Below are 23213 nucleotides of genomic sequence, written 5' to 3'. Positions count from 1 at the left end.
GACAACTTTGATTGCACATTAAAAAGTCTTGAGATCGGGCGGGAGTTGTAACGCGCCTGGAGCGCGGACGTAACGCTCCGTTCCGTTGGTGTGCCGTTGTTTGAATACCTTTTGTCCGCCTTTTTTGATGCCTGAAAAAAAGTGGATAAAAGTTTTAAACTTCTTGAGTGTCGCTTGGGTCATTGATTTGTACGCCAAACAATTTAGCGTCAACTGCCAATGATCAAAGGACTATTATTATGATTAGAGACGACCGTATCGCCCCCGGTGCTCCCGTGTATCACGAAACTCATGCGACGGCACCGCTGCTTAAACGAATCTCCTGGAGTGCGATTCTGGCCGGTGTTGTACTGGCCATGGTTGTTTCGCTTTTGCTTAACCTTTTAGGCACTGCCATTGGCAGCGCCAGCATTGATCCGATGCAAGAAGCCAATCCGTTGTCCGGTATTGGTACAGGCGCTGGTATCTGGGTGGTTGTCAGCTCGGTCATTTCGCTGTTCGTTGGCGGTTGGGCTGCAGGTCGTCTGGCTCAACGTGAAGGTGCATTCCATGGCCTGCTGGTCTGGGCGACGGTATCGCTTATCACTGTGTACCTGGTCTCCAGCGCAGTCACCGGTGTAGTGCGCGGCGGTCTTAATCTGGCAGGCAGCGGCATGTCGGCGCTGGGTAGCGGCATCGCTCAGGTTGCTCCGGCAGTGGGCAGCAAGATCCAGGACCAACTGCGTGCACAGGGCATCGACTTCAACCTGGACGATATTCAGGGTGAAATCGAAACCGCCATGCGTCAGACCGGTAAAGCCGAGTTGAACCCGGACAACGTCAAGCAGGAAGCCCAGGCTACCCAGCAGGACGCACAAAACACGGCTAAACAAAGCGCACAGAACCCTCAGCAAGCCGACGAGCAGTTGGGCGGCCTGATGGATCGCATCAAAGCCAAAGGCGACCAGGCTTGGGACGCTGCTGACCGTCAGGCGCTGGTTAACCTGATCAAGGCACGCGGCAACAAGACTGATGCTGAAGCCAATCAGATCGTTGATCAGGCTCAAGCCAGCTATCGTCAGGCTTATGCCAAGTATCAGGAACTGAAAGCTCAGGCTGAACAAAAAGCACGAGAAGCGGCTGAAGTCACTGCCAAGCGTGTTTCGCAAGGTGCGTGGATTCTGCTGATTACCCTGGTGATTTCGGGTCTGGTAGCGGCCGGTGCAGGTGTACTGGGTCGTCGTACTCAGCCGCCAGCCAAGGTTGTTGCTGCGATCTGATGCTCTGATGCAATGCAGTCAGACTTGAGCTGATATAAAAACGGGGAGTGTCTATCGCTCCCCGTTTTTATTTCACGATGTACAGGGCTGATGCAGCAAGCGTTGAGTGGCAATAAAGTGTCAAGCGCGCCATACGATCTCATCGTGCAGTAGAGGAGGTCTATGGCGCACATTGAATGCCGATGCAGTGGACAGTTCTAATTAAAGTTTCAATCCTGCAGACCCTTAATCTTCCACCACCTGCTCGTCCTGCTGTACCGGCCGCTCAACAGGGGAGCGTTCAAAAAGCAAGCTACTTGGAATATCGCTGATCTCGACGGTAGCCCCTGAGTCATCGATATGGCTAACGGTGATTCGCTTCCCTGATAACACGTCATCTGCCGACGCACCTGGCTGCAAGGGGGCGTCTTTCATGCCATGTATGCCTGTTGGCGTTGTGTCCACGAGCGTGTTGGAAACGGAGTTAACGCTAAATCGTGCGATTCTCACAATCACGCCATTGACGAATGGATCATCAGTTGGCCAGTTTTCAAAGCCCGGTGAAGGCTTGCGCAATTCCAGCGTAAGGTAACTGCCATCGCTACGAAACAGGCGTAAACCTCTGACAACTGTGGCATTGGCTTTTCTAAACAAGGGTGCAATTTCATAGGTGCCATTTTTTATCACTTCAGGGAATTGCTCATCAGTGAGCCAGCCTGCGTAGTACAGATAAGGAATGGGGTAAAGGCGTGAGCCTCCGCCATTAAGGGTATCCGATGGATCGCCCGCGGCGGTGACTGCGCACCCACTGCCACCGATTTGCACCACTTCTCGATTGTCATACGGGCAGCGTTCCAGCGATTTTGCGTGCGGGCCGCCGAGACTATGGCCAAATTCGTGTTGCCACATCCACGGCTTGTGTCCCGCATTATTTCCCATGGCCCACCAGCCCGGTACCGCAGCAAGGCCAACCCAGGAGCACGAAGTAGAGGGAATCTCGAAGGCGACATAATCGTAGTTATTACTGTCGAATCCTTTAGCCCGTGCGAGGTCTATCGCTTTGTTCCTCAGTTCAGTTGACGGGCAATCCGAAGGTCTTGGACCCAGGTCAAGACCGGTCACTGCATCGCCTGTAAAATGCAGGTTGTTATCAGAGGCGCGGTGAACCGCGTTGATGAATGAATAGTTATCATTTGGACTTCCAAAAAAACCTCTCTGAACCTCGACGAAGTCGGTTTCGGGTCTGTCACTGTATTGGGTATGCAGCAGGAGAACTTTTCTGTCGCCTACGACGGGGCGTATGGGGATTTTAGGTATCGCCAGTTCAAAGTTCCACGTCACCGCATTCGACCGTGATTCCGGCACCATCTGAACAGTATTGCCTGAAAAGCCCAGAACCTTATCATCAACGCCAAGGTCGTTGCGATACTTATTGGCCAGGGTAAAACCTTCTGCGGGCGGAACAGAGTTTCTGCTGTAGCTCCAGGAGCGTTGCGAAGTGTACCCAGAGCCTTTACAATTTATTATTTTACTGTCTGACCCTAAGCACTTATCTGTATCCCTATCAAGCAGCGCGCGATTGGTCAATTTTTTATATCCCTCTAATCCCTCGAAAATCATGGACATTCGCCAATCTTGTCCGGCCACACTCTTGCAGGGAGAAAACTCGACATTGACTTCATCAGCAGACAAAGTGAGGCATTTTTCCTGCCCTTTTTCAACGTTCCTGATGTACCCATAGCGCTTGGCGATACCCCAGCTCGCCGAGCGTTGCTCTTTGCTGCCAAATATCAACTGCTCGCTGGCATTGATTTGCAGGTAGTTAGCCTTTCCCAGATCACTGATATATTTGTTCGACAGCAAGCTGGGTGCGTTACCGTCCCTGTTCCATTGTCGTTTAGTCTGATAGTCGCTGTCGTTAACGCTTTTACACGTTGCCATTTTCACACTGTTTGAGTTCGCAGCAAACAAACACATTTCTGGCATTGAGGTGGCCAGCAATTTGTTTTTTACATACAGCCTTGTCCCCTCTGGCGTAAACGTCCATTGCTGGCTGTCCCTGCCCAGGCACTTTTGCAGTACCACGCTGGTCATGTCACCCGTCACCGTTAAACAGGTGTCGAGGCCATTCACTATGCTGATGATCTCTTCGTAAAGAGGTTGAGTGATTGTCCATTTCGACAAAGCCGTCTCTGCCTTGCCAAACACCAACTGCTCGCTTCCGTTGCTGAGCAGGTAGTTATCAAACCCTAAATCCTTGATGTATTGATTTGATAACAAGCTGGGATTGTCACCGTCCCTGCTCCAGAGTCGCAAGGTTTCATAGTCGTTGCTGTTGGCGCTGGCGCAGGTTTTCATGCTGACGCTACTTGGGTTCGACGCCGACAAACACATTGGTTGTGCCGATCCTCCTAGCGCCTTGTTTTTTATATACGACATGGATCCTTTTGACACAAAGATCCATTGTTGATGATCAGTGTTAACGCATTTCAGCAGTGACACAGCATTTGACTCACTGTCCAGCGTTAAACAGACCTGCTCACCTTGCACGGTACTGATGATCTTCTCATAGGGGTTCATCTCTGCAGAGAAGGCGTTTGAATGAAAGAAACCGAGGAAAAACACGTACGTGAAAGCCGGCATTGTTTTCATAACTCTCCCTGTTGCGTGGTGTTGGCGCATCCCTTGCGCTGTCTGTAGTTTGTGTGCTCTAAAACTATTCCTGAAAAAAGTTCGCGGTTAACACAGGATTGGCCAACCGGTCAGGTCATGCTTGGGCATGACCTGACCGGTTGGCTTATCTGTGAGATTAGTAGACCTGCGAAGCGATTTAATTTTGCCCGATTACTGGTCGCATCCGAAATGTCGGACGCGTCTTTGGCCGCTGTGGATCTGCGCCAGGTCAGGTGCTCACGGGTGACTTTTTTGCGAAGCTTTTTTCATATGCAGTCGCCATATCCAGCGGTTGCGCCAATTGCCGCCAGCCATAAAAAGCCAGCGCAACAAGCAGGGCGCTCAGCCAGACAATCACGCCGGCCCAGAACGTATGCGACATGAAGTGCCAGCCCTGAACCACTCGTGTCGTTCCGTAGACAGCCCCTAATACCGTTGATGCATAAAGAACCGCTTTTGCATGTCGCCAACGATAACGACGCGCAACAAAGTACAGCGCCACCATGGTAAACCCACCTGAAGCATGACCTCCGGGCCAGCATCGACCTGCGCCTGCCTCATGGAACAGGCTGAAGTTTTCGAACCACTCCTTTTTCTCCATTGTGCCGCCATACAGTGTGGTTTCCACCGGGCAGTAGATGCTCGTATGGCTTTTGAAAAAGTGGATCATGCCGGTGATCACAGCGAAGGACACCACGATAAACAAAAGGTCGCGGCGATGGCCGGCGGTGAAGCGCAGCAGGGGAGCTACCCGAACCGTTTCCAGCAGACCGATCATTCGGTCGTTGCGCCCGGGTTTCAGTAATGGCCAGATGAAGGACAACACCAGTCCGATCACTGCGGCTTCTCCGGTCCAGTCCGGAATGATTCGCGGCCAGCGGTGCGTCAGGTTTTCAAACAGGCGATCGTGCTCAAACGGAAATACCTGGAGCGGGTAATACAGCCAGTTGCTGATGGCTACGTCGAGCGAGGTAAGGTCGAAAACGACAAAGGTCAACAGCGCTATTGCAATCGGCAAGCCAAAGTTCCACGCATAAAATCTTGATTTTTCGCTGTGCACTCTTTTTATTCCATCGTCGTTTGCGTTGTGAGTTCAGTTCGCGGTGTTAAAGCCGTTTGCGAGACTGAATATACGTAGCAGCTTGTTCGATTTCTAGCGGGACAATCATGAAAACCATTTCATTCAGGTTGGGCATTTTTTTCACGTCTTGTTGACCAGACAACAACGTTCCGCTGATCAACCTTGTCGCCGACAAAAGACAGCGCCGCCACAGCCACCGCTGCGCATCGTGGACAGCGTCAAGGTCGGCGAGCGGATCTACTATTGCGTCAATCAGGCTCCCGTGGCCACGAGCAACTGATAACTCGCTATACGACCTGGCTGCTAACCTGCGGCTTGTAAGGCATCCATTGTTTCTGCGGGATCGGCAGGTCGCAGGACTCACCACGCCCGATCGGGAAGTAGTGGAAGCCGTGTTTTGCCAGCCGTTCGGTGTCATACAGATTACGCCCATCGAAAATCACCGGCGCGCCCAGCCGCTGCTGGATCAGCTCGAAGTCTGGCGCCTTGAATTGCTGCCATTCGGTGCAGATGATCAGTGCATCGGCGTCGTTGAGCGTCGATTCTGGTGTGCCCATCAGAACCAGGTCCTTGCGATGACCGTAGATGCGCTGGGTTTCCTGCATGGCTTCGGGGTCAAATGCCCGAATGGTCGCGCCAGCGTCCCAGAGTGCTTCCATGAGCACCCGGCTTGGCGCATCGCGCATATCGTCGGTGTTGGGTTTGAACGCCAGCCCCCACAACGCAAAAGTCTTGCCCCGCAGGTCGCCTTGGTAGAACGCGTTGACCCTTTCAAACAGTTTGTTCTTTTGCCGCTCGTTGATAGCCTCGACCACCGACAGCAGATCATTCGAGCAGTTGGCCTCTTTGGCGCTGTGGATCAACGCGCGGATGTCCTTGCCAAAGCACGAACCGCCATAACCGCAACCGGGATAAATGAAGTCGTAACCGATGCGTGAGTCGGCCCCGATGCCCAAACGCACAGACTCGACGTCCGCGCCGAGGTGCTCGGCCAGTTCGGCGATCTGGTTGATGAAGCTGATCTTGGTTGCCAGCATGCAGTTTGCAGCGTACTTGGTCAGTTCGGCGCTGCGCAGGTCCATGAACATGATCCGGTCATGGTTGCGGTTGAAGGGGGCATACAGCTCGCGCATGACTTTGCGCACCGCTTCATTGTCACAGCCGATGACGATGCGGTCCGGGCGTCGGCAATCGTTGACGGCCGACCCTTCCTTGAGAAACTCCGGGTTGGACACCACATCGAACTGCAACAGCCGGCCAGCCTGACGCAGCGCCTTGTCGATATGCCCCCGCAAGGCGTCACCACTGCCGACCGGCACGGTGGACTTCTCGACGATGATCAGCGGCTCACAGCGATGTCGAGCGATGGATTCACCCACCGCAAAAAAGCCGCTCAGATCAGCCGATCCGTCCTCTCTGGAGGGTGTCCCTACGGCAATGAACAGCACATCGGCATGCTCTACCGCCAGTTGCTCGTCAGTGGTGAAGAGCAAGCGTTTGTGATCGAGGTTTTCACGCACCAGGTTGGCCAGCCCCGGTTCGTAAATATGCACCTGACCCAGGCGCAGCTGGTCGATTTTGGCTCGATCAATGTCCATGCAGACAACGTCGTGGCCGACTTCGGCAAGTACGGTTGCTTGTACCAGGCCTACGTATCCGCTACCGAAAACGCTGATTTTCATGGGAAAAATCCTGAAGTGGTGGGTTGTGGATGCGTCGCAGGTTGATGGTCAAGACACCTGCCACGATCAGCGTGACACCCACAGTTTTCGATACCGTGAACGTCTCATGGAAAAGTTGCGCGGGTGAGGGCAGGCGGGTCATGTTCCAGCGCATGCCCCGTTGCGCCGAGCTGACCAGCCCAACGCTGGCCATGGCGCATATCGTCGCGCAGCGGCGGGTCATGCCTGCTGTCCCAACAAGAGCAAACCAACAAGAATAAGCGTGACGCCCAGCCAGTGGTGGGTGTCGACCGGCTCTTTGAAAACATCGTGACCCAGCAACCAGGCTGACATGGCGTGTGTTACGTCGAGGGTTATGTGTCAGGCTGCAGCGGTGGGTGCGTAGGTGAGGGGATTAAAATATCGGGCTTTCAGGGCGTTTGAATATAACTCAACTAAATGTCTCTTTAGTTGAGTTATAGCAGGGTAGCTATATATAGAGGGCAGGGGATATGCTTCTGTCAATCCTAATGTTACTGATTAACCAAGGGAGCGGTCATCATGCGATTTTCGCTGACACGCTCGAGTGTGTGCAAGTGTTTGGCACCCCATTCACAGAGTGTTCTTATGCTGAATCAAGACGTTATCGCTCATGCCGCGAATAGCGCGTTTGAGTTCACCGTAGCGATGAACATCTTTTGCCAAGTGATAAAGGATTAGGGAAGGTCTGAAGTAGGCATCGATTTTTGACGCTCTCATGGCCTGAGGTTCAAAAAAAGCTCGCCCGATCAGATAATTAGACGTTTTCCGCTCTTAACTCATCGATTTTCCTTCAAACAGCACCTTTCCAAGGCGTTTTTCCGCATTACAGGCGCACCTCTCCCATCGCCAGCAGCCGTTTTCGCACCATCCAAAGGTTCGACAAGGCAAACAGAGTAGCCTGTTGCGCGGTGTTTTTAGCCAGCCCGCGAAACCGGACTTTCGTATAACCAAACTGGCGCTTGATCACGCGAAACGGATGTTCAACCTTCGCCCGTAACTGGGCTTTCGTGAACTCGATTTTGCGATAGACCCGTGCGATCAAACTTTTCTCGCCATGCTTTTTATAACGGCTTGGGCGGGCCGCAATTGACCAGATCATCTGACGATCCTGATGCTCCGCACGCTTGTCCACGCCGGTGTAGCCCGCATCACCGCTGACATAGGTTTCCTCACCATGTAGCAATTGATCAACCTGAGTCACGTCCGCCACATTCGCCGCAGTACCCACCAGGCTATGGACTAAACCCGACTCGGCATCGACGCCGATATGCGCTTTCATGCCGAAGAAATACTGGTTTCCTTTCTTCGTCTGATGCATTTCGGGATCGCGTTTGCCGTCCTTGTTCTTGGTCGAGCTCGGCGCATGAATGATCGTCGCATCGACCACCGTACCTTGGCGCAGCATCAAACCTCGATCACCCAGATAGCCATTGATGACCTGCAAAATCCCGCCTGCCAACTCATGCTTTTCCAACAGACGCCGGAAGTTGAGAATCGTGGTTTCATCGGCGATTCGATCCAGACTCAACCCTGCGAACTGGCGCAGGATCGTTGTCTCGTAAAGTGCTTCCTCCATCGCCGGATCGCTGTAACCAAACCAGTTCTGCATCAGGTGAATACGCAGCATCGCCATCAGCGGATAAGCCGGACGGCCACCTTCGCCCTTTGGATAATGTGGTTCGATAAGGGCAATCAAGCCTTTCCAGGGCACAACCTGATCCATCTCGATGAGAAAGCGCTCGCGGCGGGTATGCTTACGTTTACCCGCGTACTCGGCATCGGCGAAGGTCATCTGTTTCATCAGGGAAGCTCGGTGAAAGGTGTTGGGGTATTTTGCCAAATCAGGAAACCTTTTTCAGAGTTTCCTTAGAGGTTTCCACTTTCATCAAATCTGCAAATGGCCGGATCGATATTCTGTTCGCCAACGCCGGCCTCGTGATTTCCAGCCGCTCGGATCAATTACCGAGGAATCCTTTATCGTACCTTTGGTGTCAACGTGAAAGGTACTCTGTTTACTGTACCAAAGGCGCTGCCGCTGATGCGCAGTGGTGGCTCTGTGGCTCGACAACCGCGGCAATGGGTACTCATGCATCCAGCATCTACAGCGTCACGAAGGCAGCGCTGCGTAACTTCGCCAGAAGCTGGGCCCTTGACCTGAAAGGCACCGGCATTCGCGTCAACGTACGTTCACCCGAACCCGTCTCGACGCCAGGCCTGGACCTTGCGTTTGCAGGTACAGGCCAGCGTGATGCAGTCATCAATGCGATGGTCGGGCAACTGCCGTCAGGACGCATGGGGCGTTCAGAGAAAGTCGCCGCAGCAGTATTATTTCTGACGTTAGATGAGAGCAGTTTCATGACAGGCAGTGAAATGTTCGTGGATGGTGGTTTCGCTCAGGTGTAAGTCAAGAACGGTGTCGTAGGTGATGTGATGTGCCATGTGAGGATTTTTCAGAAATTATAAAACACTAAGTCTTTGATATGTATAGCTATTATTGTTGAGATTTTTTAAAAGGTAATATTCCCTCCGCTTATTCTGCGTTTTTCTACTTTTTGACTACTCTTAAGTCAAATTACATACGGCAGAGTCGCAGGTGGGCTATGAAGCGTACAGAGATCCATGCAGGGTTAACGGTTCTGTATGAGGGGCAAGTGGCTACCATAACCAAATGCCTCGAAAACTCCCACGTTGAGCTTTTAAGACGATCTGATGGGCTTTCGTTACGCGTGCCTCTCCATGATATAAATTTGCTTCCAAGCACTGACGCATCGGGCGAGCCACTATTTGATGCTAAAACGTTGTTAAGCTTAGATGAAGCTACTGCTCTAGAGATACAGTTCGCAGCCGAGCGTTATGAGCTTATAGCGCAGTTTATTGCTGGCAAGCTCACTAAGGCTGAAATATGTGCGCGCCTAGAGATAAGCATGCCAAGATTTTACCAGCTTTTGAAATCATATGACCCGGAAATTGGCTTGGCTTGCATGCTTAGACGTAAGCGTGGTCGTAAAGCTGGTGTCCTTTATATCTCTGAGCAGATTGAAAAAATAATAAGCACCGTGTTTAAAAGACGGAGAGTTGGCAGAAAGATCACGCCAGCTAAAGCCTATCAAGAAGTATGTATCGAGTGCGATAGAATAGGAATACCTCCGCCAAGTAAAAGCTTGGTATCAGCTCGAATTAAAGTATCCGATCCACGAACCCCACATTTCAAGCCACTGGCTGACGCCTGATGCTGTGCTCCCGTTTTCTTTCAGGAGCCAGCACCATGATGCGACCCGACGCCAAAGTCGAGAAAGTCTACCTCTATCCCAAACCCGTGGATTTCAGAAAATCCATCGATGGCTTAGCTGCTTTGGTCGAGTTGGATATTAAAGTGGCGGTCTTTGATCCGGTGCTCTTTGTCTTTCTCAACAAATCCCGGAATCGAGTGAAGATTTTGTATTGGGAGCGTAACGGCTTCTGCCTTTGGCTCAAGCGTCTCGAGTCCGAGCGTTTCAAAATCTCGCCAGATGATGTCGACGAAGCCATTGTGCTGACGGTTCAGGAATTGAATTGGCTGCTGGATGGATTTGATCTGTGGCGCAACCGTCCTCATAAGATTTTGACTCCAGGGTTTGTTGCCTGACGGGTATAATCCAGGGCATGCGACCATTGCCCGACAACCTTCCTGACGATCCCGTATTGCTCAAACAGATGCTGCTTGAGAGCTACGAAGCACGCTCGCGCAAACAGGAAGTTAAAGACGCCTACGCCACTCACATCGTTGATCTCAAAGAGCAGATCAAGCTGCTGCGTGACCGTATTTTTGGTCGAAAGTCCGAACAAACCGTCGAGCCTAATACCCCTCAACTTGCCTTGTTCAATGAACCTGAAAGCGAGCCTAGCAGCGGGTCTTTTATTCAGCTAGATCTGAATGACAGCAAATCCAAAACTTAATTCATCTCAAATTTACAACTGCCTAACATGCAGTAAAACTCGTACATACGAATAAATTTGCAGTTTGGATCCTAAATAAAATTTCATAATGTATACCCGTCTTTTTTTGACGTTTAGTTTGGCAAGTGCGCTAAAGGTTTCGAGTTAATGACCGATGAAGAGTGCAAGCCCAAACTGTCCCGGATAGCCGCAATGTTCAACTCTCATTTGAAAAAAACCAACCAGGCATTGGAGCGCCGTCTCGCCATGCTCGAGCAAGCAGGGCACATTCTGAATCTGGAGACCGTTGCCGTCGTTCTGGACAGGCAGGGCAAGGTGCAGACCGTCAACGGCCTGTTCGAGACGGAGCTGAGCTACTCACAAAGCGAGATTGCCGGGCGTAGCCTTTCTGAAATGAGCCCGCCCGAGTTGAGCGGCGACACTCACCAGAAGCGCGCTTTGGCTGCGATTCGGGACGGCAAGCATTTCAGCGGCACGTTGCGGCTGGTCAGCAAGACAGGTGCAAGGGTCTGGTTGAGGACTGTGGTGGTGCCGTTCAAGAATGAGACTGGCGGCATCGAGCAGATCACGTTGTACTCAAGCGTTTTGACCCGAACTATTGAGGCCTCGCGTGAGAATGAGGCGCTGGTCAATGCGTTACAGCGGTCCACCGCCGTCATCGAATTCACCCTTGACGGAATGGTCATTACCGCCAATGACAACTTCCTGAAAGCGATGGGTTATGAGCTGAATCAGATAAAGGGCAAGCATCACAAGATGTTCTGCGTGCCTGAAGAATCCAACGCTGACGCGTATAGCCACTTCTGGGAAAGATTGCGTCGAGGCGAGTTTATCGTCGATCGTTTTCGCCGGGTCGACAAGGCTGGCCGCGACGTGTGGCTGGAGGCGTCCTATAACCCTATTACCGACGCAAACGGCAAGCTCTATAAAATTGCAAAGTTCGCGACGGTTATTACTGAGCAGGTTGAGCGTGAAAAGGCCGTTGCCGAAGCGTCGGACATGGCCTATCAAACGTCTATCGATACCGATGCCAGTGCACAGCAAGGACGAAAGGTCATCAAGGACACGCTGCAGATGCTGGGTCAGTTGACGATTTCCATGGAAGACGCCACGCGAGGCATCGAGGCACTGGACTCTCAGAGCCAGGTGATTGGCACGATCATAAAAACCATCAGCGGGATCGCCGAGCAAACCAATCTGCTCGCGTTGAACGCCGCCATCGAAGCTGCCCGGGCCGGTGAACAGGGCAGGGGGTTCGCGGTAGTGGCCGACGAGGTCCGCCAGTTGGCGTCGCGCACGACAAAAGCGGCAGAAGAAGTGGTCAACGTCGTCAAGAAGAACCAGAGCCTGGCGTCCGAGGCAGTCAATGTAATCGTGCGCAGTACCGAACAGGCTTCCGGCGCACTGGAGCTGGCTAACGATGCAGATCGTGTCATCCAGGAAATCCAGCAAGGCGCGAACACGGTAGTGCGCGCCGTCAGCCGTTTTGTTAATCAGCGTTCGAGTTAGTGTCGAGCCGTTAAGGCGTGATACATGAACCTTGAAGAGCCCGTAACGGGCTGCGGTGTGGGAGTGGCCGGGGCGGCGGTCCGCATTGCTCACGAAGGCGATGGCTCAAACGCTCATTTCAAGGGCTCACCAAGGATTTAACGTTATATAACTTTCAATGAGACGATTAATAGACGTTCATGAAACAGCGACACACGGGTGTAACGGACAACGCCTGGTAATACGGGGCCAGCCGTCTTCAAGGCTGGCGCCGCATTACCGATAACCTGCCCATCGCCGTAGCACCCGTCGTCATTCGAGCGTAACCCTTATGCCAGTTATCCGCAGCCCGCGAACGGTCCGTAAATACCTTTACACCGTATTACGGTTTTACTTGTTTTCAATTTTTCTGTTGGCGGTGGTGTGGGAATTCAAGCTTGAATCCCTCGCCATGTACGCCATGGACTTGCCGTATGACCCGGACTTCGAAGATGCTGAACGGTGGCGTTTTGTATTGACGTCAACTGCGTTTGCGCTGCTGTAGATGGTGGTGCCTTTTATTCTTCTAAAGCGCCTGATGCAACGGTTGCAAAGCAGCTACAACGACTTGCTGGTGGCGCAAGCGCTCAGCGATTCGCTGGCCCGGCATGATCCGTTGTCCGGCCTGCTTAATCGTCGGGTGTTTCACGAGCAGCTGGTTGCGCGCCTGCAGCAAGAATCTACCCGGACTGCAGTTTTCCTGATCGACCTGGATAAATTCAAACTGATCAACGACACCCACGGTCATGCGGTGGGAGACGCGGCTATTTGCGCCGTTGCAGAAAGCCTGCGAGACGCGACAACAGGGTGGCAAGCGTCAGTGGCGCGACTGGGGGGCGACGAGTTCGGTCTGGCGGTCAGTGGTGATTTCAATCAGTTTGAGTTGGCAACGCTGGCTGAAAATGTATTGGCTAAAATCGCACTGTCCAGCGCCGTTTTGCCACGTGTGATCCTCAGTGCAACGTTGGGCGTTGCCATTTCACCACTGGACGGTTCGGATGCCGAAGTCCTGCTGCAACGTGCTGACAGCGCCATGTACCGCGGTAAACACAGCGGGCGTGCCACGTTTCATTTCTATGAGGTGAGCTTTGAGCGCGAACAGCGCCTGCAGGAAGTGTTCGCGCAGGAACTCAGGCACGCTATCGAAGAGAAACATATCCAGCCGTTCTATCAGCCGATTGTCAGCCTTCCTGAGCAACGCCTTGCGGGGTTTGAACTGCTGGCGCGATGGCTGCACCCAGAGCGGGGGATCATCCTGCCGATGGACTTCATACCCGTGGCGGAACAGTTGGGTCTGATCAAACAACTGACTGAAAGTCTGTTGCTGCAGGCCTTTGATCATGCACGTGACTGGCCGAGCGACTTTACGCTTTCCATCAACGTCACTTCATTGATGATCGAAAGCCTCGACTTCCCCGAATGGCTGGAGCAACTGGCACGCGAAGGCAGATTCCCATTGAATCGACTGGAAGTGGAAGTGACGGAGAATACCCTGGTGGCCAATGTCGACAGTGCACGTTTGAACCTGGAGTGCCTGCGCGCCATGGGGGTGAGTGTTGCTCTGGACGATTTACTGGCTGGCCGCTCATGAGTGTGATTTTGCTCAAGGTTACCTGTTTGGACGGCCATTACCCTTGGCTCAGGTGACAGCGCTGCTGGCAATGAGTGAACTGGCCGGGCCGGTCAGGGCGCAGCCAATGTCGTGTAGTTCTTCGGTGACCGAAGGCGTATAGCGAAAGGCTTACGCGAGGAGGAGTGGATCCACTCTGTACGCCGCCCTGGGAAAGTCGCAATCTACCCCCATCAACTGCAGCGCAGGAAGCGTTGCAGAGGTCACGGATGATCACCATTGCCGGGATGGCTACTGACAGGACGTCGGGATGGTATTGATAGAAAAACGACCCGCTTCGGCGGGTTTTTTTATGGCCGTGTAGTTGAGTGCACGGCCGGCGCTGAGGCCGGCGTGACCGAGAACCGCCGCTTTTATTGGCCAGTTGCCTGTGCCCCCGCACACGCAGGCGTTGCTGCCACTTCTTCCATGGCCTCGCGCAGCATTTTTTGTACCTCGCCGACTTCGCGGGCAGCATATACACGCCCCCCGGTATTGTCCGCGATGCAGTTGGAAAGCTTGCTCTCGCTGATGTTGACGACGTTAACACGCAACCTTGGCTGCTCACGGGCGATGCGGGCGGACACCTCGCACGCGTTTTGCCCGCAGCCGTCCTCGCCATCGACAAACATCACCACCAGGGCATCCTTTAGACGCCCATCCACAAGGCTGGCTGCTTTGGCAAGGCTGGCTGCAAGGGGTGTGCCACGGTCAGCACTGAGTTGTCCAACCCCGGCCAGCAGTTGTTGCCGAGCGTCACGGCGGAACACGCCTTGATCAACCGTGCCCTCGCAGCCCTGGAATGTGATCAAGCGTGTATCGATGTCGGGATGCAGTTGGCCGATCATCGCTGCAAAGGCTTGCTTGGCGACCGTCAGGCGGGTGGGTTCAGTCAGCACACGAGCTTTTCTCGGGTTGTCATCAGGCAGCGCGCCGCCGACCTGAGCCATCCAGGCTTCGTCTTCGGAAGAGGTGTTGATGTTCAGGTTCATCGAGCCTGAGGTGTCCAGCACCACAGCAAAATCAGGTACCGGCGCCCCCGCTGTGCAGGAGTAGTTACCCATCGGGGCCGGTTTGAACACGATCCACACGCCGCCGCGCCATGCCCAGAGCAGCCACAGCAGGATCAACAGCAACGGCAGTAACAGCAGCAAAAACGGAATGCGCAGCCACCAGCGCCTTGATGGCGGGCTGGCGCGTGTTGCCGCAGGTGGCGTCGCCGTTGCAGCGACCGGAGTTACGGGGGGCGCTGGTGGCGCCAGGCCCCAGCGGATGACCACAGGTTCTTGATTGAGGCTGTAAAGATTGTCCAGTGCCGGGGCACCGACCAGTGTACGAAGGCTGTTGGCCTCGTCAGCTTTATTGCGCGCCTGCAACTCATCCGCCAACTGCACGATGGCCTGCTGGCGTTGTGTGTAGCGTGCGAGCAACGCCTGTTGTGCGACAGGGTCGAGGCTGTTATAGGGCAGGGGCTGACCGCCAAGTTCAGACCACCATTGCAGTGCGCCATCAGCACCCGCACGCGGGATGGCAAACAGGCTGGATACACTGGGCGGAAAGTGGCGACGCAGCAAGGCTACCTTGCTCTCCAGCGTGTTCAGCAGCTCGGCAGGATGGGACGTGGTGTCGATAGTGATGCGTTGCATGGGAACGGTCCGCAATCAGAAAAGGCCCCTTGGGGCCTTTGGAGAAATTTACGCTTTACTCGTAGCCCAGACTGAGCTGCAGCCTGGAAACCTTTTGTTGCAGGGCTTTGAGTTCCTGCTTGCGCGCCTCGATTACTGCCGGGTCGGTACTGGCGGTGACCTGCTTCTTGGCAGCCATCTGTTTTTCCAGATCCGCGATCTGCTGCTGCGCCTGCGCCTTGTTGGCATGCCTGGCCTTGAGCTGGCTCAACAGCTTGCTCATGGAGCCGTCCAGCGCTGCCTGCTGCTTTTGTTGCTCGGCAAGGCTCTTGCTGGTCGACTGTTGCTGGGCTTGCAAGGCGTCGTATACGTCGCGAAAAGACGCGTTTTCGGCGCGTGCAGCGGTGAGTGCCTGTTCGCGTTGGCGGACCTGATCACTGTAACCACCGGAGTGATCGCAGTTCATCTTGGTGATCAGGCTCGCCTCGACGTTGTTTGAATCACAGCTGCCGGGCTGAGTGGCGCAGCCGGCCATCAGCAACAGGGCCGAGCTGGCAATCAGTGCTCGAATATTCATGTTCATCTCAACCTAAGGTGATGGCTTGGCGCTGGCTGTAGAGGCCATCCACTTCTTTTTGCAAGGACGCGACCTTGCTGTTCATTTTGCTGATCTCGCCGTCGATCGCAGTGACCTGCGTGCCGCCGTCGCTGGCGCGCTCAAGATCAGCGGTCTTCTTGTACTCAGCCACTTTGGAGCGCATGCCGGTCAGGTCCTTGTTCATCTGCGCCAGGTTGCTGTCGACACTGGCGATCTCTTGCTGTGCCTTGGCTTTGTCCAGCGTCTTGGTTTTGATCGACTTCTGGATACCGGCGATGCGCTCTTTGTCGTCGTTGATCACCTGTTGCAGCGTGTAGGTGCGCTGGGCCACTTTTTCGGTGTCGGCTTTTACGTCGTCATTCATCAACTGCAGGCGCTGTGCGGTATTGGAGTACTTGCTGCGACGGTAGTCGTAGTAATAGTTCGCCCCCATGGCCACGCCGCACGCTGCAATACCGGCCACGACCATGCATTTGACCTTGTCGCTGGGGCTCGCCACCGCACAGGCCAGAATGCCAACCCCGGCAGCGGCCGCGCAGGCGGTGAGGCCCGAAGTGGAGAAAAATGACGAATCGGTACTTTTGGTCAGGCGCGGATCGGGGTCGGTGCCGGAACCACCGAGCATGCTGCTGCCGGTGCCGTTGTTGGCACAGCCGGCCAGCACCAGGCTGACAGAGATCATCAGGCCCAGCAGGACCCTCGGCAGATGGCTACGTACGTGTTTCATGCTGTTGCTCCTTGAGTAAGCTTGACGTCGAGTCACTGGACTGCCTTGCAGCGGTTTAGCCACGCGTCGGTGTCGATCTTCTGGGTTTTCAGAAATGCCTGCTGATTGACCCAGTGGGTCTGCAAGTACGGCTTGAGTTCTTTGAGTTGTTCGTTGCGGCTGATGATTTCGCCCATGACCGGTATTTGCCGGGCCAGCAGCGGCTCGCCGTAGAGCGTGGCGGAGTCCACCAGGCTGCTTGCGTAATAACGGCTGAGCTTGTGCAGTCGGTCTTTCTGTTCGTCGAGCTTGCCTTTGCGCATCGGGCAACTGGCGTCCTGCTCTGCGGCCGAGCAATTGAGCGCGTAGTTCTTCTGCAGGAAGTCCAGGTATTTGCCATCGTCAAGCATTTTTGTGCAGAGAAAGGCCCCAAGGTTGAGGCTGGCGCGGATCGCCTGGTCGCGGGTTTCTTCCTGTTGCTGGTTGCTGGCGCGCAGTTGGTTTTCCAGGGCCTTGAGTTTCTCTTTCAAGGCTTCGTCGGCGACGCCGGAGGCCAGTGTACCCAGCGCCTGCACGGCACTCTTGTCTTCGCCCTGGCTGGTGTCACCGCTGCCGGTGCCGAGCTTTTTCCAACTGGTTTCGATGCTGCTGACGCGCTCGCGAGAGGTCAGCGTGCTGGACGCCAACGCCAGACGCACGCCGGTGGTTTTACTGGTGGCTGCGGCCTTGGCGTCGTAGTAGTTGCGCTCTTTGCGCAGCGAGCTTCGCAGCTCGCCCTGTGCTGTACGGAAATCACCGCCGCGCACGACATAGCCGCCAGCCTGGCCATGCTGGCGGTCGAGCTTGTTCAGTCGGAACGGCTCGAACATCATCTCGTCGACGTTGCCCAGCATGTCGTGCAGACCGAGCGGGTTGGGCTTGAGCAAGCCGGACAGTTGTAACTGGCCATTGGCCGATTGCGTTCCGGCAAACCATTCGTAGGCGTTTACGCCTTCCGGCATCGGATAACGCAGGTCTCGAAACTCCGCCGTGCTGACGTTCAGCCCTCCGCGCGCGGCAAACTCCCATTCCACCTCGGTAGGCAGGCGTAAGAACCCTGCCACGCCATCTTCTTTCGGCAGTTTGTCGGCGGCGTTTTCACGCAGCCAGATGTTGTATTTATCGGCGGCCTCCATCGCCTGCATCCAGCTCAGCGACACCACGGGCAGGCGCTGCTTGTTCGACGGCGCGGGGCATTCAGCCTGAGTCAGTGCGCTGTATTGCAGTACCGTCATTTCGTACTTCGCCAAGAGGTAGTAACGCGATTTGGCATTTTTTTCGGTGGTAAAGCTTCCTGCGATAAACGCCGGATGAGTTTGCTCTACGTAACCGTATTCAGCGTTGTCGCCGCCGATATTGACGGGGTAGTCATCCAGAGGGCCAGCCAGCGGGATGTACACCTTGCGAAAGACCATCGCGCCGTCACAGGGCATCGGCAGCACGACGTCTTCAGCGTCAGGCATCGGGTTGTAGAGTTTCTCTTCCCAGGCAGCGGCAAACGTCTGAAGGCTGATCAGGGTCAAGGGTACAAAGAGCAAATGGCCCCAGTGTCTAGAGTTCACGCAGACTCTCCGCAGGTTGAATTCGGATGGCTCGGGTGGCACCTGCCAGCGCAACCAGCGCTGATACCACCAGCGCAAGCGCCAGTGCGGCAAGGCCGTGCAACGGGGTGATCTGGCAAATGAAACCGCCGGTGATGCGCTGGCCGCCCAGCAGGTGATTGAACGCCTCGCTGCCGGCAAAGTAGAACCCCAGGCCGCCGACATAGCCGACTACGGCCAGCAGCAATGCCTGCAGGACCAGATAGCCCGCCACTGCGGGCGCGGTGAAGCCCATGAGCCGCAACAAGGCGAGGCTGCGGCGTTTGCGATCGATGTTCGCGAGGAAGGCGCCTATCAGCGAAGCGATGCAGCCCAGCAAAGCGGCCCCGGCGATCACGCCGAAGATCACGCTCAGCACGTGATTGATGGCTTTGACATTGTCGATATCGGCCAGCCGGCTGCCTGTTTCGATATGTTGCTCGTTCAACCAGCGCTCCAGTGGCGCGACGCTGTCGATGTCACGGGCGTACAGACGAGCGCGGGCGTAGCGGGGCGCAAGCTGGTCTTCTGCCTGACCGCGGGTGGCACCGAGGGCAGAAATCGCAAAACCGTCTCGAAAATGCTCCAGTTGCAGCAACAGATCGGGATGGGCAAATGCGGCGGGCCTGGAAAAGCGGGCTGCCGGCAACACAGCGACCAGCGTCAGCGTGGTTTCGCCTCGTTCGGGCGCGCCGTCCAGACGACGCTGCACGGCCAGACGCAGCGTATCGCCGGGGACCAGCGCCAAACGCTCGGCAGCGGCGTTGCTGAGAATCACCTGGCCCGGCAGGATGGCCATGGCCTGTGCAGCCAGTAAAGGGTCACCCGGCCCGGTGGGCAGGATTTCGGCGTTGTCGACAAAGCGACCGCGACTGCCGATCAGGTCGGCCTGGGTGTTGAGCGAGCGGGTCATGCCAAGGGCAAAGCCGGTTTCGGGCCGCTGTTGCAGCCTGTTCAGCCACTGCTCGTCGTAGTTGCCACTGCTGAGCAACTTGATTTCAAGGTTGCGTGGGTCGCGCAGCAGTTCTGCCTGCAGTTGGCCGACCACGCCATGTTTGAGGCCGAACAGCAGCAGCAACGGCGCGATCACGGCGACCAGCGAAGCGGCAATGCACAGCGACACTTTACGGTCGTGCCACAGGTCTGCAATGGCCAGGCGTGCCAGCAGGCCAAGACGCTTAAAAGGCCGGTTCAAAACGCGTCTCCCCAGCCACACTGACGGCGTTCAAGCGGGGCAGGCCAAAGCTATCCACCAGTTGCCAGTCGTGCGAGACAATCAGCGCACTCAGGCCTAGTTCGTCGACCAGGCTCAACAGCAGTTCAAACAACTGCCGGGCGTTATGCGGGTCCAGCGCTGCGGTAGGCTCGTCGGCCAGAATAAGGCGAGGCAGATGGGCAATGGCGCGCACGCAGGCGACGCGTTGACGTTCGCCGATCGACAGCGCCTGCGGCAACTGGTCCAGCAAAGGCTCAAGACGCAGCGCAGTAATGGCCCGGTCGACATGATCGCTTTTGCTGTCCAGCCCCGATAACCGGCGGGGCAGATTGATGTTGTCGCGGATGTTCAGAAACGGCAGCAGCCCGCCACTTTGCAGGACGAAACCCAGCGCGCGCGCCCGCACATCCGCCAGTGCCGGTTGATCATCGGCTGCCAGCAGGGCAGCGATGTCCACGCCATCAAGGTTGTATTGCGCGATGCTCTGAGGGGCCAGCAGCAAACCAAGGGCTTCAAGCAGGGTGCTTTTGCCGCAGCCGCTTTCGCCGGTAATCGCCACCACCTGCCCACGCGCCAGGTTCAGCTCGGGCAGGTGCACCCGGTGTGCCTGTGTGCCGCTCCCTCGCTGCACGTTCAGTCCTTTGATTTGGAGCATGTCAGGGCATCATTTCCAGGGGCACCGGATACACGTTGTCACGCGCATCACTGCCTTCGGCCAATGGAACCCAGCGATCCACATCGGCGTTGTAGACCTGGTAGTGACGCAGCTTGGTCGACAACGTACGGATGAATTTCTCTTGCGCAAGACCGTCCCAGCTTTTCCAGGTGTCCTCATCCAGGTTGAGCACTTCGCTGTGGTAGGGCAAATCGTCCAGATAATCGCCCAACACACCCAGTTCCGACAGCTTGGCGGTGCCGTTCTGCTTGAGCTGGTTGGGGTCCGTGCCCATTGTCGCGGCGACCGAGCGTAGCCGCTCGAACATTTCGCTTGGGGAGATCATGCCTTCGTTGGCGGCATCAAGGATTTTCTTGAGCACATCACTCAGGTCGCTGAGTTGTGACTTGGTCAGCAATACCCGCACATCGGTGGTCGGGACGTTCTGCTTGATCGGGTCGCGGTCGGCGATCCACGCCTGAAACACCGGTGGTGCCTGGCTGCCGGTCTTTTCGCCAAGGTAGGCCAGGCGCATGGCATGGCCGATAAGCGCGGCGTCATCGAGCATCTTCTGTTCGGCGGGCGCAGGCTTGGAGTTCATGGCGCTGCCAATCGCGTCGTCACCCATATAAGCGGCTTTGACCTGACCGGTGATAGCGCTGGCCAGCGCATCGACCTTGCTGCCAAAGGCATTCAGATCACCCGCGTCAACCGGGTAGTAAAGCGAAGTGTTGGTGCCCGTGTAAGTGGACAGCGCCTGATACTGCGCCTCTGCCTTGGCGTGGTCCTTGGCACCTGCAGCTGTTTTCAGGTGCAGGGTGTAAATGGCCACACCCGGGTTGCTGGCTTCGATCCGGACCTGCTCGGCGTTCAGCCCGGTCCCGGACAGCTTGTCATCGCCATCCAGCGCGCCCGCATCGGTAATCAAGACCACATAACGCGCGCCGAACGGGCTCCAGTCCACCTTGTCGATGGCTTGCATCACACCTGCGTAGGAGTCTTCATTGAAACTCTTGCTCGACACCTTGGCCTGCTTCAGGCCTGCGGCTTTGGCCAGGAAGTCTGCACCGTCTTTTACGGTATTGGGGTCGGCATACATTTTGGTCACGTACTCAAGCCCCGGCACCGCCTGGGTACTGGAGCGAAACGCGACCAGGCCGAACTTCACCTGACGCCCGAGGTTTTCCTTGGCAATCTGCGCGTAGACCTTGGCGATTGCCTCCCGAGTGCGCTCGATGTACGGGTCCATGGAAATGGTCGAGTCGATCACGAACACCACGGCGGCACTAAACTCTTTGAGCTGGCTGGTGGCGTTTGCCGCTGTCTGGGCCGGGTTCTGGCCCTGACTCGCCCCGGACTGGGCCTGCTGAGCGGCTGCGACTGCGTCGGCCTTGCTCACCGACGCCACATTGAGAATGCGAGTGCGAAACCCCGCTTCGGTCATGACTTCTTCGCCGCTCAGTACAGGCAGCAGATAAAACTGCTTTTGCATGTCGATGAAGTATTCCGGCTCCTGGGCCAGCACGCCAGGTGCCACCGTGCTCTGCTTGAGCTTGGCACGTAGCGGGGCGACGAGGCTTACCGGGTCGGGTGCGTCCAGAATGCTTTCAAGCGTTTTGCGCTCCTTGAAAAACATCAGCCTGTCGCGGTTGGCCGGGTTAGTGAATGCCAGGGTGAGCTGCATTTTCCAGTCAACGGTGCACGATGCTGGCAGCCACCCGGAGGTATTACCGAAGCTGTCCGGCCCCACTTTGATCCATTCGGCATTGCCTGCATTGGCATGCTCGTAAACGTAGAAACGGCTGAACGGAGGCTGCTCGGCGCCGGCAGGGCCGCCGGCGGCAGGGCTCAGGTGGCAACCCGGCGTGGTCAGCACGCGCTGAAACAGGGTCTTTTTGCCTTCCTGCAGCAACGGTTTGTCGGCCGCCGAGACCAGGCCGGCACCTACGCACAAAAAGGCCATGAGGGTCAGTGAAAAAGGGCGCACGGTCACGGCTTGAGCTCCTTCAGGCGTTGCACGGCTTCTGCGTTGTCTGCCTGATAGCCCAGAATGGTTTCATACCAGTAAGCGGCAGTGGCATTGTCCGGCGCAGTGAAACAGGCGCTGGGTTGCAGGTATTTGGGGTCGTACTCACGCGCGTAGGCCTGAGCCACTTCGACGTTGCCGGCCTGGGCGCGATTGGCGTAGAGCCGCTGGGCGACACCGCATTGCTTGTTGCTTTTGGCCAGGCCGATGACGTTCAACAGTGTTGCGCTGTCAGGGGCCTGCTTGATGCAGCCTTGTACGAAGCTCAACTCGTTTTCGGTGTTCAACGCTTCAACGCTGCAAGGCGCGGCGGGCGCTGCCGGAGGAGACGCGACATCGGCAGGAGTCGTTGCAGCGGCAGCAGCAGTTGGCTCGGGGGCAGGCGGCTTCTTGAGCCAGAACCACAGCCCTGCGGCGATGATGGCGAGCAATGCCAGACCGATAATCAGCAGCAGCACCGTACGGTTTTTGGCTTGGGGCACCGGTGCCGGAGGTACAGGCTCGACAATCGGCTCCGGCAATGGTTGCTCGATGGTTTCAGGCTGCGGAGCCGGGGCAGGTTCTGGCACTGGCTGCACGGTCGGTTGTGCCGGGGCGATACTGACAGTGGTTTGCGCGGCACCAGGACCGGTGGCGCTGCCCGCGCCGGAGAGGGCCAGGCCCTCCATCAATTTCATTGGGTTATCGTCTTCGCCACTGCCGTCCGGGTTGCGCAGGCGAAAATTGAATACCCCGGTGACCGAGTTCTGCAGAAGCGGGTCGACGATGTCAGGGCCTACTTCATGGCTGATCGAATCGCCATGGGCGTCTTCCACAAAATGCTGGGCGAACCAGCAGGGCGCATTGGCCCATTGCTGGTTGTGTTGCAGGTAGTAATCGTCCTGGTTGCGCTGAATGGCAAATTCCAGATTACCTGCGTCATGCTCCCAGCCACGTACCTGGAGAAAGCCACTGCCGGGAACCGGGCTCGCCAGCGGTGAGAGTTTGATGGTGATGGACAT

Annotated in this window: 19 protein-coding genes and 3 pseudogenes; 7 read left to right on the top strand and 15 right to left on the bottom strand. The window is 55.9% G+C overall.

Annotation, left to right across the window (positions count from 1 at the left end; genetic code table 11):
• Positions 1–239 precede the first annotated feature (239 nt).
• Positions 240–1259, top strand: coding sequence for a hypothetical protein (locus tag PSPTO_RS14970; protein ID WP_005764344.1), 1020 nt, complete (start codon positions 240–242; stop codon positions 1257–1259).
• A 225-nt stretch (positions 1260–1484) separates the two neighbouring features.
• Here PSPTO_RS14970 and PSPTO_RS14965 read toward each other — a convergent pair whose 3' ends face one another.
• The 7 genes and pseudogenes from PSPTO_RS14965 to PSPTO_RS14940 form a co-directional block, all read right to left on the bottom strand.
• Positions 1485–3890, bottom strand: coding sequence for a ricin-type beta-trefoil lectin domain protein (locus PSPTO_RS14965; RefSeq protein ID WP_011104260.1), 2406 nt, complete (start codon positions 3888–3890; stop codon positions 1485–1487).
• Positions 3891–4140: 250 nt separating this feature from the next.
• The gene (locus PSPTO_RS14960) at positions 4141–4971 is read right to left on the bottom strand and encodes a phosphatase PAP2 family protein (protein WP_011104259.1); all 831 of its coding nucleotides are present in this window, start codon (positions 4969–4971) and stop codon (positions 4141–4143) included.
• 308 nt (positions 4972–5279) lie between these two features.
• Positions 5280–6674 carry a UDP-glucose dehydrogenase family protein gene (locus PSPTO_RS14955; protein ID WP_011104257.1) on the bottom strand — a complete coding sequence of 465 codons (1395 nt, stop codon included), beginning with the start codon at positions 6672–6674 and terminating at the stop codon, positions 5280–5282.
• Positions 6652–6867: a hypothetical protein gene (locus PSPTO_RS14950; protein WP_024667101.1), complete on the bottom strand. Its 216-nt coding sequence runs from the start codon at positions 6865–6867 to the stop codon at positions 6652–6654. Before PSPTO_RS14950 ends, PSPTO_RS14955 begins: the two co-directional genes overlap by 23 nt.
• 26 nt (positions 6868–6893) lie before the next feature.
• Positions 6894–6995: pseudogene (locus PSPTO_RS30255) on the bottom strand (4-amino-4-deoxy-L-arabinose-phospho-UDP flippase); the annotation flags it as partial.
• Positions 6996–7265: 270 nt separating this feature from the next.
• On the bottom strand, positions 7266–7412 hold the full coding sequence (locus tag PSPTO_RS14945) for a winged helix-turn-helix transcriptional regulator (RefSeq protein ID WP_011104254.1): 147 nt from the start codon (positions 7410–7412) through the stop codon (positions 7266–7268).
• Between the two features lie 106 nt (positions 7413–7518).
• On the bottom strand, positions 7519–8496 hold the full coding sequence (locus PSPTO_RS14940; protein WP_007247571.1) for an IS5-like element ISPssy family transposase: 978 nt from the start codon (positions 8494–8496) through the stop codon (positions 7519–7521).
• Between the two features lie 32 nt (positions 8497–8528).
• On the opposite strand from PSPTO_RS14940, the gene PSPTO_RS14935 reads away from it, so the two are divergent.
• The 6 genes and pseudogenes from PSPTO_RS14935 (at position 8529) to PSPTO_RS14910 (ending at position 13891) form a co-directional block, all read left to right on the top strand.
• Positions 8529–9098: an SDR family oxidoreductase gene (locus PSPTO_RS14935; RefSeq protein ID WP_226992633.1), complete on the top strand. Its 570-nt coding sequence runs from the start codon at positions 8529–8531 to the stop codon at positions 9096–9098.
• Positions 9099–9346: 248 nt separating this feature from the next.
• Positions 9347–9925 carry a hypothetical protein gene (locus PSPTO_RS14930; RefSeq protein WP_226992632.1) on the top strand — a complete coding sequence of 193 codons (579 nt, stop codon included), beginning with the start codon at positions 9347–9349 and terminating at the stop codon, positions 9923–9925.
• A 35-nt stretch (positions 9926–9960) separates the two neighbouring features.
• Positions 9961–10320, top strand: a complete 360-nt coding sequence (gene tnpB / locus PSPTO_RS14925; protein WP_011104253.1) for an IS66 family insertion sequence element accessory protein TnpB — start codon at positions 9961–9963, stop codon at positions 10318–10320.
• Positions 10321–10337: 17 nt separating this feature from the next.
• Positions 10338–10577: pseudogene (locus PSPTO_RS14920) on the top strand (IS66 family transposase); the annotation flags it as partial.
• Positions 10578–10778: 201 nt separating this feature from the next.
• A complete protein-coding gene (locus PSPTO_RS14915; RefSeq protein ID WP_011104252.1) occupies positions 10779–12140 on the top strand; it encodes a methyl-accepting chemotaxis protein in 1362 nt (453 codons plus the stop codon).
• A 430-nt stretch (positions 12141–12570) separates the two neighbouring features.
• Positions 12571–13891 (top strand): annotated as a pseudogene (locus PSPTO_RS14910) (putative bifunctional diguanylate cyclase/phosphodiesterase).
• Between the two features lie 250 nt (positions 13892–14141).
• On the opposite strand, the gene PSPTO_RS14905 reads toward PSPTO_RS14910, so the two are convergent.
• Genes PSPTO_RS14905 through PSPTO_RS14870 form a run of 8 tightly spaced genes read right to left on the bottom strand, consistent with a single transcriptional unit; the run spans position 14142 to position 23213 of the window.
• Positions 14142–15413 carry a VWA domain-containing protein gene (locus PSPTO_RS14905; protein ID WP_007243908.1) on the bottom strand — a complete coding sequence of 424 codons (1272 nt, stop codon included), beginning with the start codon at positions 15411–15413 and terminating at the stop codon, positions 14142–14144.
• 55 nt (positions 15414–15468) lie between these two features.
• Positions 15469–15969 (bottom strand): lipoprotein, encoded by a 501-nt coding sequence (locus PSPTO_RS14900; protein WP_005771468.1) that lies wholly within the window; start codon positions 15967–15969, stop codon positions 15469–15471.
• A gap of 7 nt (positions 15970–15976) precedes the next feature.
• Entirely contained in the window at positions 15977–16717 is a 741-nt protein-coding gene (locus PSPTO_RS14895) for a lipoprotein (protein ID WP_005771467.1), read from the bottom strand.
• Positions 16718–16749: 32 nt separating this feature from the next.
• Positions 16750–18297 (bottom strand): SUMF1/EgtB/PvdO family nonheme iron enzyme, encoded by a 1548-nt coding sequence (locus PSPTO_RS14890; protein WP_032711012.1) that lies wholly within the window; start codon positions 18295–18297, stop codon positions 16750–16752.
• Complete coding sequence (locus PSPTO_RS14885) at positions 18287–19510, bottom strand: FtsX-like permease family protein (protein ID WP_005771463.1); 1224 nt, start codon at positions 19508–19510, stop codon at positions 18287–18289. The genes PSPTO_RS14890 and PSPTO_RS14885 overlap by 11 nt, the downstream gene beginning before the upstream one ends.
• Positions 19494–20186 (bottom strand): ABC transporter ATP-binding protein, encoded by a 693-nt coding sequence (locus tag PSPTO_RS14880; protein ID WP_005771461.1) that lies wholly within the window; start codon positions 20184–20186, stop codon positions 19494–19496. Before PSPTO_RS14880 ends, PSPTO_RS14885 begins: the two co-directional genes overlap by 17 nt.
• A 1-nt stretch (position 20187) precedes the next feature.
• Positions 20188–22149, bottom strand: coding sequence for a vWA domain-containing protein (locus tag PSPTO_RS14875; protein WP_011104250.1), 1962 nt, complete (start codon positions 22147–22149; stop codon positions 20188–20190).
• Between the two features lie 26 nt (positions 22150–22175).
• Positions 22176–23213, bottom strand: coding sequence for a hypothetical protein (locus PSPTO_RS14870; protein WP_011104249.1), 1038 nt, complete (start codon positions 23211–23213; stop codon positions 22176–22178).

The sequence above is a fragment of the Pseudomonas syringae pv. tomato str. DC3000 genome, from assembly GCF_000007805.1.
GTDB lineage: Bacteria > Pseudomonadota > Gammaproteobacteria > Pseudomonadales > Pseudomonadaceae > Aquipseudomonas > Aquipseudomonas avellanae.
Note: the sequence above shows the minus strand (reverse complement) of the source record. Positions and strands in the feature narration are given on the sequence as shown.

Excerpts from the sequence above, each read along its gene's own strand:
- PSPTO_RS14950 (WP_024667101.1), bottom strand. The coding sequence starts at position 6,867 with ATGGCCAGCGTTGGGCTGGTCAGCTCGGCGCAACGGGGCATGCGCTGG.
- PSPTO_RS14965 (WP_011104260.1), bottom strand. The coding sequence starts at position 3,890 with ATGAAAACAATGCCGGCTTTCACGTACGTGTTTTTCCTCGGTTTCTTT.
- PSPTO_RS14875 (WP_011104250.1), bottom strand. The coding sequence starts at position 22,149 with ATGGCCTTTTTGTGCGTAGGTGCCGGCCTGGTCTCGGCGGCCGACAAA.
- PSPTO_RS14955 (WP_011104257.1), bottom strand. The coding sequence starts at position 6,674 with ATGAAAATCAGCGTTTTCGGTAGCGGATACGTAGGCCTGGTACAAGCA.
- PSPTO_RS14880 (WP_005771461.1), bottom strand. The coding sequence starts at position 20,186 with ATGCTCCAAATCAAAGGACTGAACGTGCAGCGAGGGAGCGGCACACAG.
- PSPTO_RS14905 (WP_007243908.1), bottom strand. The coding sequence starts at position 15,413 with ATGCAACGCATCACTATCGACACCACGTCCCATCCTGCCGAGCTGCTG.
- PSPTO_RS14870 (WP_011104249.1), bottom strand. The coding sequence starts at position 23,213 with ATGTCCATCACCATCAAACTCTCACCGCTGGCGAGCCCGGTTCCCGGC.
- PSPTO_RS14900 (WP_005771468.1), bottom strand. The coding sequence starts at position 15,969 with ATGAATATTCGAGCACTGATTGCCAGCTCGGCCCTGTTGCTGATGGCC.
- PSPTO_RS14895 (WP_005771467.1), bottom strand. The coding sequence starts at position 16,717 with ATGAAACACGTACGTAGCCATCTGCCGAGGGTCCTGCTGGGCCTGATG.
- PSPTO_RS14945 (WP_011104254.1), bottom strand. The coding sequence starts at position 7,412 with ATGAGAGCGTCAAAAATCGATGCCTACTTCAGACCTTCCCTAATCCTT.
- PSPTO_RS14915 (WP_011104252.1), top strand. The coding sequence starts at position 10,779 with ATGACCGATGAAGAGTGCAAGCCCAAACTGTCCCGGATAGCCGCAATG.
- tnpB (WP_011104253.1), top strand. The coding sequence starts at position 9,961 with ATGATGCGACCCGACGCCAAAGTCGAGAAAGTCTACCTCTATCCCAAA.
- PSPTO_RS14940 (WP_007247571.1), bottom strand. The coding sequence starts at position 8,496 with ATGAAACAGATGACCTTCGCCGATGCCGAGTACGCGGGTAAACGTAAG.
- PSPTO_RS14970 (WP_005764344.1), top strand. The coding sequence starts at position 240 with ATGATTAGAGACGACCGTATCGCCCCCGGTGCTCCCGTGTATCACGAA.